This window comes from Candidatus Phytoplasma luffae (assembly GCF_018024475.1).
Lineage (GTDB): Bacteria > Bacillota_I > Bacilli_A > Acholeplasmatales > Acholeplasmataceae > Phytoplasma > Phytoplasma luffae.
On sequence record NZ_CP054393.1, the window covers coordinates 365,297 to 380,503 of the forward strand.

Below are 15,207 nucleotides of genomic sequence, written 5' to 3' on the forward strand. Positions count from 1 at the left end.
TCAAAAAAATGTCAGATTCAAAAAAAGTAAATAATATTGAAAAAAATATAAATGAAAACGTAGAAAATGAAAAATTTTTGAGACCTCAAAGATTGAATGAATACTTTGGCCAAGAACAAATTAAAAAAATTTTGTTTGTTCATTTGAAAGCTTCTCAAAATAGAAAAGAATCGATGGATCATCTTTTACTTTATGGACCGCCTGGGTTAGGAAAAACTACTTTAGCTAGGATTATCGCTAACGAATTAGGAGTGAATTTTCAAATAACCAGCGGCGCTAATATCGAAAGAATAGGAGATTTGGTCGCTTTGTTAACTAATCTCCAATCAGGAGATATTCTATTTATAGATGAAATTCATAGTTTGCCTAAGAATGTAGAAGAGATTTTGTATGCAGCTATGGAAGATTATGTATTAGATTTTATTATTGGCAAAAATGAAGAAAAAAGAACTATTAGAATCGATTTACCTCCTTTTTCTTTAATAGGGGCAACGACTAAATTTGGAAAAATATCTTTTCCTTTAAGAGATCGTTTTGGTTTGATTTTAAAATTAGATTTTTATAATATAGAAGAATTAAAATTAATTTTGAATAGAACATCAAATATTAGTGGTAATAAAATAGAAAATAAAGCTTTAGAATCTTTGGCTAGAAGAAGCCGAGGCACTCCAAGAATAGCTAACCGTTTATTTCGGAGAGTGAGAGATTTTGCTGAAGTGTATTCTCCTAATAAAGTAATTACTGAACAAATTACCTTGCAAACTTTGGATAAATTACAAATAGATGAACATGGTTTAAATGATACAGATTTTCAATATTTATATAATTTAGTTCATAAATTCGATGGTGGACCGGTAGGTATCAAAAATTTAGCTGTTACGATCGGAGAAGAAGTTTTAACGATTGAAGAAGTATTAGAACCTTATTTAATTAAAAAAGGTTATTTAAAAAGAACTTCTCGCGGAAGAATCGCTACTGAAGCTGCTTTTGAACTCTTGAAAGAAAATAAATCTAAAATTTGTTTTGAATAATTTATATTTTTTTAAATATTGCTTTTTATATTTTCTTTACAACTTTTTTATATTTTGTAAAAACTTTTTTAAAATTTTGAAATAGTTTTTTATAATTTTTGATAAAAAAATATTTTTTTTATGATATCTTTAAACGATATATTGAGATAAAAATTATTTTTTATTTATAAATGATGCAAATATAAAAAAAAGGAAATAAAAAATGCATTTTAATAAAAAGAAGATATCTATATATTTATGTATTTTTTTATTTATAATATTTTTTTTAATTTTTATCGCAAAAGAAATAAGCCCAATTAATATTTGTTGCAATCATAATAATAAAGAAGAAGAAAAAGAAGATACTCCGTATTTAAAAGGAGATTCTTTTATAAATGAATATAATAAAAATTTAAAACAAAATCTATCAAAAATAAATTCTTTTGATTTTATTAAAAAATTAGCTGTTTTAGGATTAAAAAACTTTATTAAAGGTTGGAAAAAAACACAAATAGAGTCATATTGTAATATTTTTATTGCAGATCCAGAATTATTTATGGTTGAAGTGTTGAAAGGCAAATTAAAAACAGCGAGCACACCATTAATTTATGGCACTATTGATTTTATAAGCGAACAAATTAAAAAAAATATCTCTTTAACAATTCATCGTATAAAAGATTCTTCAAAAAATGATTTGTCTGTAAAAACTAGAGAAAATTTATTACCTTCAAAGATAGATCAAATTGTAATGATTGAATTTTTTAATAAAGATGATATTCATTTTTTTATTAAAGATTATAATGATACTCAAGGAGATGGTTATTGTTTTTTTCATGCTTTAGATGAATCCTTAAAACAACAAATACCTAAATGGCGAGACAAAATAATACTGGATGATGTTACAAGTGTTTTGAATTAAATTATTTATATTTTTAATATTTTTTATAATAATTATTTTTTTTATTATAGGGGGTATTTATATATCGTCAGTTTTAATTCATTATAAATCAAAAAAGAAATTCGGTGGTTGTTATTTTAGGATTTACATTCATTATTTATAAAGAAGAATTAGATAAAAACGGAAAACAAAAAGTAGATTTTAACAAAACTAGTAAAAAAAATCGTTGGAATTTTCTTTGGCTTTTTATGATTTCAGAAGCTTTACTTGTGTTATGGCTCGGAATGAAGAGAGTTATTAATTTAAAACTCATTCCTCAAGATTATATTAAAATCTTCAAGTTTATTTATAATATTGTTTTCTTTTTATTTTCGATTTATTTATTTTTGCTTTGGTGCAGTTTCACATTGATTTTTTATAATGATTTTTAGACTTCGCCAATTTCAGGGGAAATGGACAGATTTTTATTAAATTTCATTTTCTCTCGAAAACCTCAAAAAAAAGAAAATAAAAAAAGAGATAAAACATAAGGAAAAAGAAAATAAATAATCACAAATGAATTAATTCTAACTGAATAAAGTTATTTTTTTGCAAAATTAAATATCTAATGAATAATTAAGATTGACTTTCAAGTTGATCTTTTTTTTATTATTACTTCTCCACAACTTCTCATTCATCATTTGAAGTGCACGGTTACTACAAATTAACTTTATCAATTTCAAATTCAAATAAAAATTTTCCAAAAGGTAAAGGTAATACTAATCCAGTATGAGGTGTTGCGTTATAACAACCTAGTTTAATTAGTTTTGGTTCTTTAATGATGTTGTTTTTGATTAAATAATTATTAATTGCTTCTTCTTTGTTTTGGTCAGCAAACATTTCAATTATTATTAATTCTATATTTACATTTTCTTCTTGAGGTTTTTGTTTTGCGTCCCAAAAGACAAAGGCTTCTTCGATGGCTATTCCGTAATCAAGGAGTTCTTCTAAGGTGAATTCATCATCTTCATAAGGATATTTGATATTAAAAGGGTTATGTCTTGGTTTGAAATAAGCCCCAATTAAACCTGAAGGAGGGTTTTTGAGTTTAGCGTAGAAGAAAGTGTAATCATAAGGATTGTAGGAAGGCTCTTGAAGGAAATAGATAGAAGCTTCGATATTAAAATATTTTAAGATATCAGGAATGCTTTCTTTGGATAAAACAGGAATGTCATATCTTTTCATTTTGGGTTGGGTGGCTAACCATTCTTGTTGAAGGGTTTGGTAGTCAGATAGTTTTATTTTTGATTTAGATTGATGATGAAAATAAGGATGAGCGGAGATAGAAGGACAACAAATTAAAAATAATAATAAATAAATAATGATGAAATATTTAGATAAAGGGAATTTTGATTGATTTTGACATAATTGGGAACCTCCTAATTCTTTTTTTAATGTTTTTTTGTCTGACAAATGGTAAAAAGGGATAAAAAAAAGACCCTTTATAGGGTCTTTAATTAATTGAAATTGTTTTTTATTTTTCTTTTAGGGTTTATTAATCACATTTTCTTTTAATTTTGCATGGTTTTTATCAAAATAATAAATGATAACAAGCACAATGTAAAGTAACAGTATACCCATAATCATGGATAAAATCATTTTTCCATACATTTTTATAATTTGATAATATTTTTTTTATTTAAAAATCAATTTTGTTCTGGTTTTTTATTTAAATCAATTGTTTTTAATCTTTTATTTTTTGTTTTTTGTTTATTCGGAGAACATATCCATTCTTCTATTTCGCGTACAGAAGCATTTTTTAAATGAGGAATTGTTTGTCTTATATAACAAATATTTTCTTTTGTTCTTTTTGATAATTGAAAAAAATCATTTACTTCTTTTTCGCTAGGTTCATGATTTATAATTGTTTTACCTTTGTTGTTGTTTTCCATCGCCATAACTTGATTATTACTTGTGATAAATAATAATCCTAAACAACTAATTAAAAAAAATGGTAAAAGATGTAATTTATTTTTTATTAACATTATATATTACTCCTTATTTTTATTTATTCCTCGGCCGAGGTGATGTCGTAGAGTTCGTTTAATCGAGAAAGCACTAAATCTATATATTTTTCTTCGTCTGTTTTATATTTTTCTTGTAATATTCTTTTATTCTTTTCTTCATCAGTTAACATATCTTGTTGTAATTTGTAGAAAACTTTTAAGTTTAAAATTACAGTATTGATGTTGTCGATTTTACCAACTATTTTTATTACTTCATCTTCCAGTTTTTCAATTTTAGCTTGTAATCTAATTTTATCATCGGGAGAAGCTAAATTTTGTTCTTCTTGGTTTTGTTTAATTTCTTTTTCTTTGTCTTCTTTTTGTTTTTCTAAAGTTTTTTTTGATTGTTCTAAATATGTTATTTTAGTAGTAGTAAGATTTGTTTCAGATTGGTATTTATCGAATTTATTTTGGGATTCATCAATTAAAGCTTTTTGTACATTTAAATTACCTAAAGACAATCTCCACATTTTGTTAATTAAAGTAATGATTTCTTTTTCTCGCTCTGATAAATCAGTTGGTAATGATAAATAATTAGTAAGGGGTTCTGCGAAAATATAAGATTTGATTTGGTTAAAACGTTTTTGAGTGGTTTTAATTTTCGGTTGGGGGTGTTTTTTTTCTTCGGGTTCTAATGAATCTTTTTCTGGAGTTTGTCCTAAAGAAGAAAGGTGTTTACGTGGGGTTTCATCTTGACTATTTTTGGTTAAGAATATATATGAAAAAAAAGAAATTATGATGATAGAAAAAATTAAGATAATAATAGTATTTCTTTTGTTATTATTTTTTATATTTTGATTCATGTTTATTTCCTTTCTTGATAATAGTGAGGTGTTCCAAAACTTTAGACACTTTTTAATTTAATTAAAAACAACTTTGTTAGTTTGAAAAGATATGAAATTATCTACTTAATTTTAAGTTTTAAAGAACAATTTTAAAAATATATTTATTAAATTACTATATAGTATGATTAGTATTCAAATACGAAGTGTAGTGTGCTTAGGCTGCACCAAATCCGATTAATCCCTTGATTAAACATTATCGCCATCCCTATATTTAAGTCTTTTTGATAAATTGTAGTTTGGGTTTTTGTTTTGACTATGAAAAAAAGAAGAATGAGCACTGATGGAAGGGACAAAATTGAAGATAATAATTAATAACATAATTATTAATTTTTTAGATAAAGGTAATTTTGATTGATTTTGACATAATTGGGAACCTCCTAATTTGTGGTGTTATATGCGTGTTTGTTAAATAAAAAAGACCCTTGGGAAGGGGTTTTTGAATTATATAACTTAATTTAAATAAAATTCATTTAATTTATATTGCAAATCACAATATTTTTGACTCAATTTTTTAATTTTTTGGATTATTTCTTGATGTTTGTTATTAAGTTCTTCTGCTGTTGTGTTTTGATATGTTTTACTTAAATATTTTATAGCTACTTGATTTCGTTCATATGAATAATGCCATATTTTTTCGTTTATATACTTTAAAACATTAATATCAGCAAGTCTTTGATAAAGATTTAGAATCGTTTGATCTAAAATTTTTAATTGTTGTTTTAAATTAATAGTGTTTAAATCAAGTTTATTGCAATGTGAAATTTTCTTAGATATTTTTTGTTTTTTTAACAAAAGTTCATTAATTTCATTATTTATTGAATTTTGATAATTTAAATTATTATCATTCATTGCCATAACTGGATTAATAGTGATTAAGATAAACAATCCTAAACAACTCATTAAAAAGAATGGTAAAAGATGTAATTTATTTTTTACTTGTATCATTTTAACTTATAACTCCTTTTATTTTTTATCCCTCAGTCGAGGTAATGTCATAGAGTTCGTTTAATTCAGAAATAATTGAATCTTTATCTCGTAATTCAGCAGCTTCATATCGTTCTTCTAAATCTTGTTTTAACTTTTCAGCACCAGATAACATATCTTGATAATATTCTTGGTCTGCTTCTAATTTACCAATTTGAGAATTTATATCAGATATTTTACCAACTATTTCTTCTAATTCATCTTGTAGTTTGTCGATTTCAGCTGTTAATAAATCAAAATTTTCTTTTCTTTTTTTTCTAACTTCTTCGGGTTGATTAGGTAAACATTTAAATTGTTTCCGAACTTCTTTTTTTGATTGATTTCTTTTTCTTTGTCTTCTTGATCTTGTTCTAGTTTTTGTTGTTGTGGTTTTAAAGCTTCTATTTGAGGTTGAAGAGAATTTAATTGTGCTTGGTATTCATCGCATTCAGTTTGTTTTTCATCTACCCATGTTTTTTGTTCGTTTAAGGAATTCAATGATAATTGCCAACTATTTTTTAGTTTATTGATTTGGGTTTTTTCTCGCTCTGATAAATCAGATGGTAATTTAGAAGTGTCAGTAGGTTCGCCAAAGAGATAAGTTTTAATTTGGTCTAAACGAACAGCAGTTGTTTTAATTTTCGGTTGGGGTGTTTCTTCCGTAGAACGTTTTATTTTTGAAGGGATTTGTTGGGGTTTGTTCTCTAAAGGAGATAAATAATTTTTTTCGTTTTGATAATCATTAAATTCTTGATAAAAACCAATTATAATCGCTATTCCAAAAAGAGATGTGATAATAATAGTTACTAAATGTTTTTGAAAAAAATTATTATTCATAAATTTCATTTCCTTTCTGATAATAGTGATTATTATCAAATATTGAAATATGAATATATCACTATTATATAATTTTATGAATAAAATGTTTAAGGAAAATTATTTTTTATTTGGTATCATAACCATTTCAGGGATTTTACCAACTCGTCTAGCTTGAAGGCGTTGTTGGGCGCGGGCATAGTTGTGGTCTTTTTGTTTTAATTGTTCTTTTAAATCATTCACGTCTTCTTTTTTAGTTTCTAATTCTTCTTCTAATCTATCTTGTTTTATTTCTAACTTATAAATATCTTTTATGTCTTTTTGTTTATCTTTTAATTCTTTGATGATGGTTTTATATTCATCGATGACTGATTGTTCTTTTTGGGCTATTCCGCGAACTATTGATCTAGAATATTCTAATTCTTGTTCTAAATTATTTTCATTTTGACGAAGTTTATAATCAGCTAGCTTTTTTTCGTAATCTTTGTAGTCAGCGTCGAGTTTGGCTAAATCACGGTTGATGTCTTGAGTATACATATCTAAAGCTTCTTTGGTAATCATTGGTGGATGTTCTTTGTTTTCTTGCGCGACTTCATTATATAAATGCCACAAACGGTGGCCTTCGTGAAGAGTTAAAGTTACGGCTCCCATTTTTTGTGCGTATTTTCGAGTTACAGATACGGTTTTATTTAATGTTTTGATTCCATATTTAGCGGGAATTAAGTCAGTTACTTTATCAAAAGCTTTAAAACACCATTTAGCTATGTTTCCAGCTGATGCTTCATGTTCTTTTTCATAGGTTTGCATGCGGTTATACATTTCACTATATTTTCTTTTTAGGGATTCATATAAATCTTTTTCTAAATCGATTTTATCTAGTTTTTTCTTGACTGCATCAATTTCTTTTTGGATTTCGGCATGACGTTCTTCAACTGATTGGATTTGATTATATAATCTTTTTTCTCCTTCAGTTAAATCTTTTAATCGTTCTTCTAAAATTCTTTTGTAGTTTTCAGCACCAGATAACATATCTTGGTAGTATTTTTGGTTACTTTCTAAATTTTTGATTTGAAGTTTAACTTCGCTGATTTCTTCAATTATTTTTTGTTCTTCATCTTGGAGTTTTTCAATTTGTGCTCTTAATCTAATTTTATCATCAGGAGAAGCTAATTTTTCTTCTTCTTGTTTTTGTTTAATTTCTTTTTCTTTGGCATCTTTATCTTTTTCTAACTGAGTTAGCTTGCCTTTTAAGATAGTGATGTTACCTGTTGTGTTTTTTAATTGTTCTTTTATTTCTTTAATTTTTGTTTCATTTTGTTCTAACAATTCATGGATTTGTTCTTTTTGTTTTTGGGAGGATTCTTGGGCATTGTAAAGTTCTTTTAATTCATCTTCACATTTTTTTAATTCACTTTCCCAATTAGTTTTTAATCCTTTGTAATTATTTATTGTATTTTCGTATTTATCGATGGCTTTGTCGATTTTATTGACTAATTGCCCTGCATATTTAGATGATGGTTCTGTTTTATGAAAGAAACATAAATAAATGAAACTTAAAATACCAATTATAATTAAAAAATAAGTTAAATAGCCTTTCCATGATGTTGTTGATTGTTGAGTGGGTGAAAGTTTTCTTTTAAAGAAAACAAATAGACTAAAGATGGTAGTGGCTATTAAAAACCAGGTGAAATAAGATTTAAATGATAAAAATCCTTTGATTAAGTCAAATGGTGTTAACATATATTATTCATCTCCTTTTTGGTTTTTTTCTATTTGGTCTAATATATTTATATTAGGAGAAATTATCATTTTATATGCTTGTTTTAAATCTTCTTTGTTGATTTCATTTCTTCTAGTTTCACCTTGACCTCTGTTTTTCGCAAAGATTGTTACTGTTGTTTTTAAGAGGTTTTCCAAAGTACGATTGGCTTGTTTGAATTGATGGTTTGGCGGTAATATTTCTAAAGCTTCGTTAATGACTTCATATAAGTATTGTTTGGCTTCTTCACTATAAGGGTTTTTACGTTTGTTGATTAAAAATTCTAGGAATTGTTTTCTTTCTTCTTTGTTGCCTGGTTTGACTTCGATATTGTAAGTGAATCTTGATTTGATGGCATCATCGATTTGGTTAATGTGGTTTGTAGCTCCAATGATGAAAATAGGTTTTTCAGGGTTGTTTTTAAAAGATGTCAATTCAGTTTTGAATTGATTCACAACATTGGCAATTTCTGAATCAGTTTCTAAAGTGCTTAAATCAGTAAAGATAGTTTCGCATTCATCTAAAAAGATGATTGCGCCATTGTTTTGGGCTGCTTCTTCGCGAGCTGTCATAAATAAATCTTTGACTAATTGAGGGGCGATACCTTTGTATTTTTGTGAGAATAAAGAGCTGCTTACTTCAAAGAAGGGTAAATTAGTTTCTTTGGCTAAGGATCTTGCGAGAGTGGTTTTTCCTGTTCCAGGGGCTCCATACATTAAAATACCTAGAGGAGATTCGATTTCTCCAATATTTTGGTAGTTTTCTTTGTTGTTGAGATAATCAATAAATCCATCTAATGCTTGTTTTTCTTCTTTGAAACCGATTAGTTGGTTGAATCCTGGGAATTTATTGTTGTTAGAAGGTTTAAATAATAATTCTTCTTGGTTATCGTTCGGGATTATTGTTTTTTCTTGTAATTCTGATGAAGAAAAAGTTTGAATTTTTTCTGGTGATGAATTATTTTTAGTTATTTGGTCTTCTAAATATTTTTTAGTTTCTTGGTTAGTTTTGTTTTGGGTTTCTAATCTTTTATGATGATTTAGGATTTGGGTTTGATTTTCGATTAAAGCTTGATGGTGGATCCAAACTTGAATTCCTAAAAATAAAATGATAGATGTTATAATGATTATTATTAAATTAGTTGGATTTAAATTTTTATTTTGATTTTTTTTAATATTCATTTTCATATTAATACCTTTCTGAAAAATAAAAAAAGACTAATACAAATTTTGTTTAGTCTTTTAATATTTTATTTTGCTAATTGAGCAATTTTGTTTTCGATAGTTTGATTTCCGCCTTCGAAAGATTTACCTTGGGAATCGACTAATTCGTAATCACAAATTAATTCTAATTGAGGGTTTTTGGAATTGATGATTTCTTTTTGTTCGATGCTAATTTGAATTTTAATAATTCCAATACCTTTGTCGTTTAATATCATTTGGGGACGTTTTGTGTCGTCATAATCATTGTTATTAACTTTGAGGCTTATGTTTAAATATTTTTCTGGGTTGTTAAAGGATTGGTTAGTGTTATATTGGGTTGATAATTTTAAATATAAGGGTATTGAAATATCTATTCCATTTGAGTTAAGGATTGCTTCGTGTTCGATAGTAATTAAGTGATTGTATTTTTTTTGGCTTAAGTTAGGAATTGAAATCGGCAAAAGTATTTGATTTTCGTTGTTGCCACCCGTTCGTTCAACAGTGAAAATAGGAAAATCATTTATTAAATTTATTTTTTCTTTTCTTTGTTTGTTAAAGTAATCGTTTAAAGCATAAATTGAGATAATTGAGAAAAATAGAACAATTACAAATGTTATGATAATTAATATTTTATTTTTATTTTGTGTTTTCATTATTTGTTTCCTCCTGAAAAAATTGTTTTAATTAAATCAATAAAATTATTGATTCCTGTTGTTAACCAAGGGATTTGGTTTTGGTAATAAATAACGTTGACATGTAAAATAAAATATAAAATGATAGTTAAATAAGTAATTATTTTTAATAAATTTAGTTTATTGATATTAGGAGTTGGGGGTGAAATGTGATGATTGAGTTTTTTTGTTTCTGGGATTGATATTTTTTGATTTGGGTTTTGGGTTTTGGTTAATTTTTTATTTGGTTTTTTAGTGATAATTATTTTTTTTGACATGTTTTTTCTCCTTTGTATTAATTATTTATTTCTTTGTTACTTTCTAAATTGTTTTTTTCTTAATAATTATTTTTGGTTTTTTTGGATTTTCATTTTTAGTTTCCTTTCTTTTTTTTATATTTTAAATTTACTTAATTTTTTTAAATAAGTTGTCTGTTGTAATTCTTGTTTATTGAGTTTTAATAATTCTAAATACTTTTTGCCGTCTGCAATCATTTGGTTAATAAAATTATTATCTTGATAAACCCTAACAACATGATAATTAGTGTCATTAAAATAAACAAAGAAATAAGCGAATTTAGATTGAGAACAATATAATTGACATTGAACTTGCGCCCAGTAATTAGAAGGGATTTTTTTATGTGAAAAGAAACCATTCCAAGTAGAGGAGATGTTGTTATTTTCATCTACATAAGGACATTTAATTTCTAATAAAGTGTTGGTTTGTTTGTTATAACCGTCAAGACTTGCAGAAAACATATCTAAAGTATCATCAGTAAAGATGGTATCAGGGAATTTTAGATTAGTTATTTTTTCAAAAAAAGTTCTCGCTAGGGGTTCGGTTTTGTTGCCGTGTTCGGTGAATTTATTGCTTGTAAATGTTGTTCCAAATATTTTGTCATGTATTAATTGTTCTAAACTTCTAAATTTGTCATTTCCTGTAATACTTCCTATTTCAGAGGCATTGATATATTTTTTGCGATGATTATACCACTCAGAAGTTCGTTGGTTTAAATTATTAATTTTCATTTAATTATTTTCACTTTCTAAATTATTTTTTTCTTTTGAATTGTTATTTGGGTTTGGAATAATTGAAGATGATTTATTGGGTTTGTTATCTTTTTTAGTTTCATCTGTTTTATTAATTTCTGGTAATGGAAAAAAATTAAAAAAGATTTTTTTGATAATAAACATTAAAGCAGTTGCGAATAGGGCGCCAACGATAAATCCAATGGCGAAATTAAGTTCATTCATTTTCATTTTCCTTTCCGTGAGGTTTGTTGTTGTTTTTTAATTTTAGTATTTTTTTTCTTGCTTTTTTCTCTTGCCAATGAGCAACTTTTACTTTTTGCACTTCTAATTGGGATTGGAGTTTTTCTTGGTTTTCATTTATTTTATCTAGTTTTTTTAATAACTGTTTTTCTAAATATTCTTGTTTGGCGTTTTGGATTTCTAAATTTTGGAGTTTTTTGTTGGGGAAAAAGAGGCCTAAAATCAAATCTTTGACGAAAATCAAAATATTTGCAATTAATTTAAAAATAGGTTTGAAACCAGAGACAATAAGAATAGTGAAAATCGTTGTTTGGATTCCGTCTATTCTTCGTTCAAGGATTTCGGTAGTGCTAAATCCTTTAGAGTAATTTAAGATAAAATTGCTAATTGTTGCAAATAATGAAAAAATAAACATAATTTATTCTCCTTATTTTAATTTAAGGTTTTTGACTTCATCTTTAATAGTTTTAGAAAGTTTAAAATTTACCACAGTTTTTGTAGGGATTTTGAGTTTTTTACCTGTTTGGGGGTTTCTTCCCACGCGGGCTTTTCTTGATTTTAAGATGAATTTGCCAATTGAAGGTGATAATACCACTTCTTCGTTGGATGTGATTGCTTTGATTAAAGCATTTTCGAACGAGTTGTAAAAATCTTGGGTTTGAGTAACCGAAGTTTTATGCATTACTGCGATAGTTTTGATTAATTCTTTTTTTGTCATTTTAGTGACTCCTTTTTAATTTTGGGTTGGGGGGTTATTATCTAAAAAGATAACATTGTTTAAAATAACTTTAGTATTGGTTTTGTTTTGGTTTTCGTTATTAGTGTATTTTTGAATAGATAATGTTCCTTCTATATATATTTTTGAACCTTTGTGTAAATATTTACTCATGTTTTCTGCTTGATTACGAAAGGCAACACAGTGGATGAATTGAACTTTATCTTTATTGTTGATAGCTAAGTTGAAATCAATTTTTGTGATTTGTTCATTATTAATATGAATGTATTGTGATTCTAGGGCGTTAGTGATGCGGCCGATTAATTGAACTTTATTTAACATTTTTTTATTTCTCCATTGGTTTTTTAGGTTTTAATTTTAGAATAGCTATTTTTTTGATGTTGATTATTGTTTGAAGTTTTAAATTTATTTTTAGCGCGATCTCTTGGTTGGTATGAGGTCGTTGATAAGTTTCGTTGATGTTGTCTAAAGTGATACCAAAACTTAAACAAATAATATTAAATCCTGTTTTACTTAATTTCTTTTTTAGTTTTTTTAACAAACATTCGTGATTTGTTTGTTTTAACCATAATTGATGAGGATTGGGGTTGCTGATTTTATAAGGTTGATATTTTTCTTCTTGAAAACTAATATTGTTTGGTTTAGTAGATTTTTGTGGGATTGAAGGAGAATAACTTTTTCTTATTAGTTCATTGATTTCAGATTTAATTGTTGGTTTTGCATAGGCGATAAAGTCATAACCTAAATCTTGGTAATTACTTAGGGCTTTCGTTAATCCTAAAACTCCTTCTTGATATAAATCTTGTTTTTGGAGCAATTTAGGATAATATTTAAATTTACCAACAATTTTATTTATTAATGGCAAATGAAGATCAATTAATTGATCTCTTATTTCTAAATTCTTTTTATTTTTTAAAAAATCTTTAAATAATTTTTTTCTTAACATTTAATCCCTTTCTAAAAACGTTTTTAGAAAAGATATGAAAATTAATTTTATTCTTAGAGAATAAAAAAAGACTAACTTAATAGTTAGCCTTAAATAAATTTTAAAAAACAAAAAGTGTCTAAAGTTTTGGAACACTTCAATCTCTATAATATTTAGTTTGAATATGTCTTTATAATTAATTTTATCTAAATTTTTTCTAATTTCCTCGGATTTCTTTGAATGTGTTTTTGATTTAATAAATATTGGAACAATTTCTTTACTAATTGTTTTTATATCTGAGTTCGAATTTATTTCATTATTTTTTATTTTGTTATCAAAAATAATATTAATTATTTTTGTTAAAAAATTTTTTTAAATTTCTTCAAAATTTTTCTTTTCTTCAAAATTTTTCTTTTCGTTAATATTTTCGATCTCTTCAATTGTTAAATTTTTTAAAATTTCATGTCTAAAAAAATTTTTTATTCTTTTTACAGTTTTGTTAAAATTCTCGTTTTTTTATCAGGGATTTTTGGTATTTCAGAAAGCCGTACAAAATCAAAAATTTGTTTAATTTCTTTAATATCTGATATTAGTGATTTGTCATACACTAATTTATTTATTTTTTGAAAATATTTTTTATCAAAATTCTTGTTTTTTTTAATATATTCCATTGACAAAAACAAACTATATAATTTTGTATATACAAAATTTGTTTCAATTTTGTCATCTGATTTTTCAAATATTATAGAATATATATTTTCTGATATATTTTTAACTTTTTCATTTAATTCATTTTCATTTATTTGTATGTTTTGTTTTTGATCAGATTCATTATTTAAATTTTTTTCTTGTTATTTTTTTGGACTTAAATTATATTTATGTATATCTTCTATGGTAATCTCTTTGTTAATAAGTTTATCTTCTTGAATTTGAAAAACACAACCAAATAGTTTTTTGAAATTATTATTATTATTATTATTTAATTTTTCAAAAAGTTCTAATTCTTCTTTTAAATTTTCAAACATTTTTTCGTTATTTTTATTTTTTTTAAAGAATCATTTAAATAATCAATGTCCAAGATTGTTTCTAAAATATTTCGCATTTTATTGCAAGAATATTCAATGTCATTTTTTAATAATTTTTGAATTTTTTTAATTTTTGCGTTTATATCGTTTATTTTATTAACTTTTTCATCTTTTTCTAATTTTTCATCTGTTATATCTATTATATTTAGTTCTTTTTCTGTTTCTGTTATTTTGTCTTCGATAGTTTTGAAATCATTAGAATCACTTATTTCATAATGGGATATCATTGGATTCATATGAACTAAGTCACATCTTAAAGAATAAAATTCTTCATAAAATAAAAATAAATTTTTTTTAGTTTTTAATTCAACCTTTTTTAAAAAATCTCTATAATCTCTATAATTTGTTTCGTTATTTGTTTTTTTTAAAATTTTACAACAAAGGTCAGGGATTTTAACAATTTCTGATAAAACTTCATAATAAAGTTTATTATTTATTTTTTGTTTGATTAATTTTATTAAATAAATAATTATGTTTCTTTTTGGATTTAAATCTTTTTCTAAATTAATTTTTATTGTTTTATCGCCTCCATCTATTGTTTTATAAACTATAACTATCATCTTTTCTTTTTTTTTAATGTTTGATTTTGTAATTTTTATTTGTTTGTTATAATCTTTTTGATCATCTTTTTCATTTCATTCTTTTTTTTATTTTGTAAAATTAATTTTAAATATAATTTAACATTTTCTGAAAAATTTTTTGGATAAGTTTGAAATTTAAAACCAATTATTGTTTTTTTGAACTAATATTTATATTATTTTGGATTTCTTTAATTTTTTCATTACTAAAATACCAATAACAGTTTTCAGGATTTTCTGTTAAGTTTTTTATAATTTTTTTTCTCGTTAATTTTAGTTTATTTTTTTTATTAAAATCATCAAAAAAATTGAAAAAAATATCATACATAATTTACGCCAATTTATCCTAAGTAATTTATTTTAATATAAATTACATTCATTATATAATAAAAAAAAATTCATT

The 15,207-nt window shown here is 24.8% G+C and carries 21 protein-coding genes; 3 read left to right on the forward strand and 18 right to left on the reverse strand.

What is annotated here, in order from left to right; all coding sequences use genetic code 11:
• Nucleotides 1-8 precede the first annotated feature (8 nt).
• From ruvB to LFWB_RS01795, 3 genes are all read left to right on the forward strand, one after another.
• Nucleotides 9-1,031, forward strand: a complete 1,023-nt coding sequence (gene ruvB, locus LFWB_RS01785; RefSeq protein ID WP_210954495.1) for a Holliday junction branch migration DNA helicase RuvB — start codon at nt 9-11, stop codon at nt 1,029-1,031.
• A 202-nt stretch (nt 1,032-1,233) separates the two neighbouring features.
• Complete coding sequence (locus LFWB_RS01790; RefSeq protein WP_210954494.1) at nt 1,234-1,929, forward strand: hypothetical protein; 696 nt, start codon at nt 1,234-1,236, stop codon at nt 1,927-1,929.
• 104 nt (nt 1,930-2,033) lie between these two features.
• Nucleotides 2,034-2,339, forward strand: a complete 306-nt coding sequence (locus tag LFWB_RS01795; protein ID WP_210954493.1) for a hypothetical protein — start codon at nt 2,034-2,036, stop codon at nt 2,337-2,339.
• Between the two features lie 265 nt (nt 2,340-2,604).
• Here the strand turns inward: LFWB_RS01795 and LFWB_RS01800 are convergent, their stop codons facing one another.
• The 18 genes from LFWB_RS01800 to LFWB_RS01880 form a co-directional block, all read right to left on the reverse strand.
• Nucleotides 2,605-3,360: a hypothetical protein gene (locus LFWB_RS01800; RefSeq protein ID WP_320412072.1), complete on the reverse strand. Its 756-nt coding sequence runs from the start codon at nt 3,358-3,360 to the stop codon at nt 2,605-2,607.
• 233 nt (nt 3,361-3,593) lie between these two features.
• On the reverse strand, nt 3,594-3,932 hold the full coding sequence (locus LFWB_RS01805; RefSeq protein WP_210954492.1) for an SVM family protein: 339 nt from the start codon (nt 3,930-3,932) through the stop codon (nt 3,594-3,596).
• A 23-nt stretch (nt 3,933-3,955) separates the two neighbouring features.
• Nucleotides 3,956-4,756: a hypothetical protein gene (locus tag LFWB_RS01810; RefSeq protein WP_210954491.1), complete on the reverse strand. Its 801-nt coding sequence runs from the start codon at nt 4,754-4,756 to the stop codon at nt 3,956-3,958.
• A gap of 492 nt (nt 4,757-5,248) precedes the next feature.
• Nucleotides 5,249-5,743 carry an SVM family protein gene (locus LFWB_RS01815; protein ID WP_210954490.1) on the reverse strand — a complete coding sequence of 165 codons (495 nt, stop codon included), beginning with the start codon at nt 5,741-5,743 and terminating at the stop codon, nt 5,249-5,251.
• Between the two features lie 25 nt (nt 5,744-5,768).
• Entirely contained in the window at nt 5,769-5,897 is a 129-nt protein-coding gene (locus LFWB_RS03920) for a hypothetical protein (RefSeq protein ID WP_281411829.1), read from the reverse strand.
• 110 nt (nt 5,898-6,007) lie between these two features.
• Nucleotides 6,008-6,598: a hypothetical protein gene (locus LFWB_RS01820; protein WP_246454203.1), complete on the reverse strand. Its 591-nt coding sequence runs from the start codon at nt 6,596-6,598 to the stop codon at nt 6,008-6,010.
• Nucleotides 6,599-6,697: 99 nt separating this feature from the next.
• A complete protein-coding gene (locus tag LFWB_RS01825) occupies nt 6,698-8,317 on the reverse strand; it encodes a coiled-coil domain-containing protein (RefSeq protein ID WP_210954489.1) in 1,620 nt (539 codons plus the stop codon).
• A 3-nt stretch (nt 8,318-8,320) separates the two neighbouring features.
• Nucleotides 8,321-9,517, reverse strand: a complete 1,197-nt coding sequence (locus tag LFWB_RS01830; RefSeq protein WP_210954909.1) for an AAA family ATPase — start codon at nt 9,515-9,517, stop codon at nt 8,321-8,323.
• Between the two features lie 68 nt (nt 9,518-9,585).
• Nucleotides 9,586-10,191 carry a hypothetical protein gene (locus LFWB_RS01835; protein WP_210954488.1) on the reverse strand — a complete coding sequence of 202 codons (606 nt, stop codon included), beginning with the start codon at nt 10,189-10,191 and terminating at the stop codon, nt 9,586-9,588.
• On the reverse strand, nt 10,191-10,487 hold the full coding sequence (locus LFWB_RS01840) for a hypothetical protein (RefSeq protein WP_210954487.1): 297 nt from the start codon (nt 10,485-10,487) through the stop codon (nt 10,191-10,193). The genes LFWB_RS01835 and LFWB_RS01840 overlap by 1 nt, the downstream gene beginning before the upstream one ends.
• 114 nt (nt 10,488-10,601) lie before the next feature.
• Nucleotides 10,602-11,237 carry a YqaJ viral recombinase family nuclease gene (locus LFWB_RS01845; protein ID WP_210954486.1) on the reverse strand — a complete coding sequence of 212 codons (636 nt, stop codon included), beginning with the start codon at nt 11,235-11,237 and terminating at the stop codon, nt 10,602-10,604.
• Nucleotides 11,238-11,462: a hypothetical protein gene (locus LFWB_RS01850; RefSeq protein ID WP_210954908.1), complete on the reverse strand. Its 225-nt coding sequence runs from the start codon at nt 11,460-11,462 to the stop codon at nt 11,238-11,240.
• A complete protein-coding gene (locus LFWB_RS01855; protein WP_210954485.1) occupies nt 11,455-11,895 on the reverse strand; it encodes a hypothetical protein in 441 nt (146 codons plus the stop codon). The genes LFWB_RS01850 and LFWB_RS01855 overlap by 8 nt, the downstream gene beginning before the upstream one ends.
• A 12-nt stretch (nt 11,896-11,907) precedes the next feature.
• Nucleotides 11,908-12,198, reverse strand: a complete 291-nt coding sequence (locus tag LFWB_RS01860; protein WP_210954484.1) for an HU family DNA-binding protein — start codon at nt 12,196-12,198, stop codon at nt 11,908-11,910.
• Nucleotides 12,199-12,213: 15 nt separating this feature from the next.
• The gene (locus LFWB_RS01865; RefSeq protein ID WP_210954483.1) at nt 12,214-12,537 is read right to left on the reverse strand and encodes a single-stranded DNA-binding protein; all 324 of its coding nucleotides are present in this window, start codon (nt 12,535-12,537) and stop codon (nt 12,214-12,216) included.
• 4 nt (nt 12,538-12,541) lie between these two features.
• Nucleotides 12,542-13,162 (reverse strand): sigma-70 family RNA polymerase sigma factor, encoded by a 621-nt coding sequence (locus LFWB_RS01870; protein ID WP_210954482.1) that lies wholly within the window; start codon nt 13,160-13,162, stop codon nt 12,542-12,544.
• An 830-nt stretch (nt 13,163-13,992) separates the two neighbouring features.
• A complete protein-coding gene (locus tag LFWB_RS01875; RefSeq protein WP_210954481.1) occupies nt 13,993-14,166 on the reverse strand; it encodes a hypothetical protein in 174 nt (57 codons plus the stop codon).
• Nucleotides 14,151-14,786 carry a hypothetical protein gene (locus tag LFWB_RS01880; protein ID WP_210954480.1) on the reverse strand — a complete coding sequence of 212 codons (636 nt, stop codon included), beginning with the start codon at nt 14,784-14,786 and terminating at the stop codon, nt 14,151-14,153. The genes LFWB_RS01875 and LFWB_RS01880 overlap by 16 nt, the downstream gene beginning before the upstream one ends.
• Between the last annotated feature and the right edge of the window lie 421 nt (nt 14,787-15,207).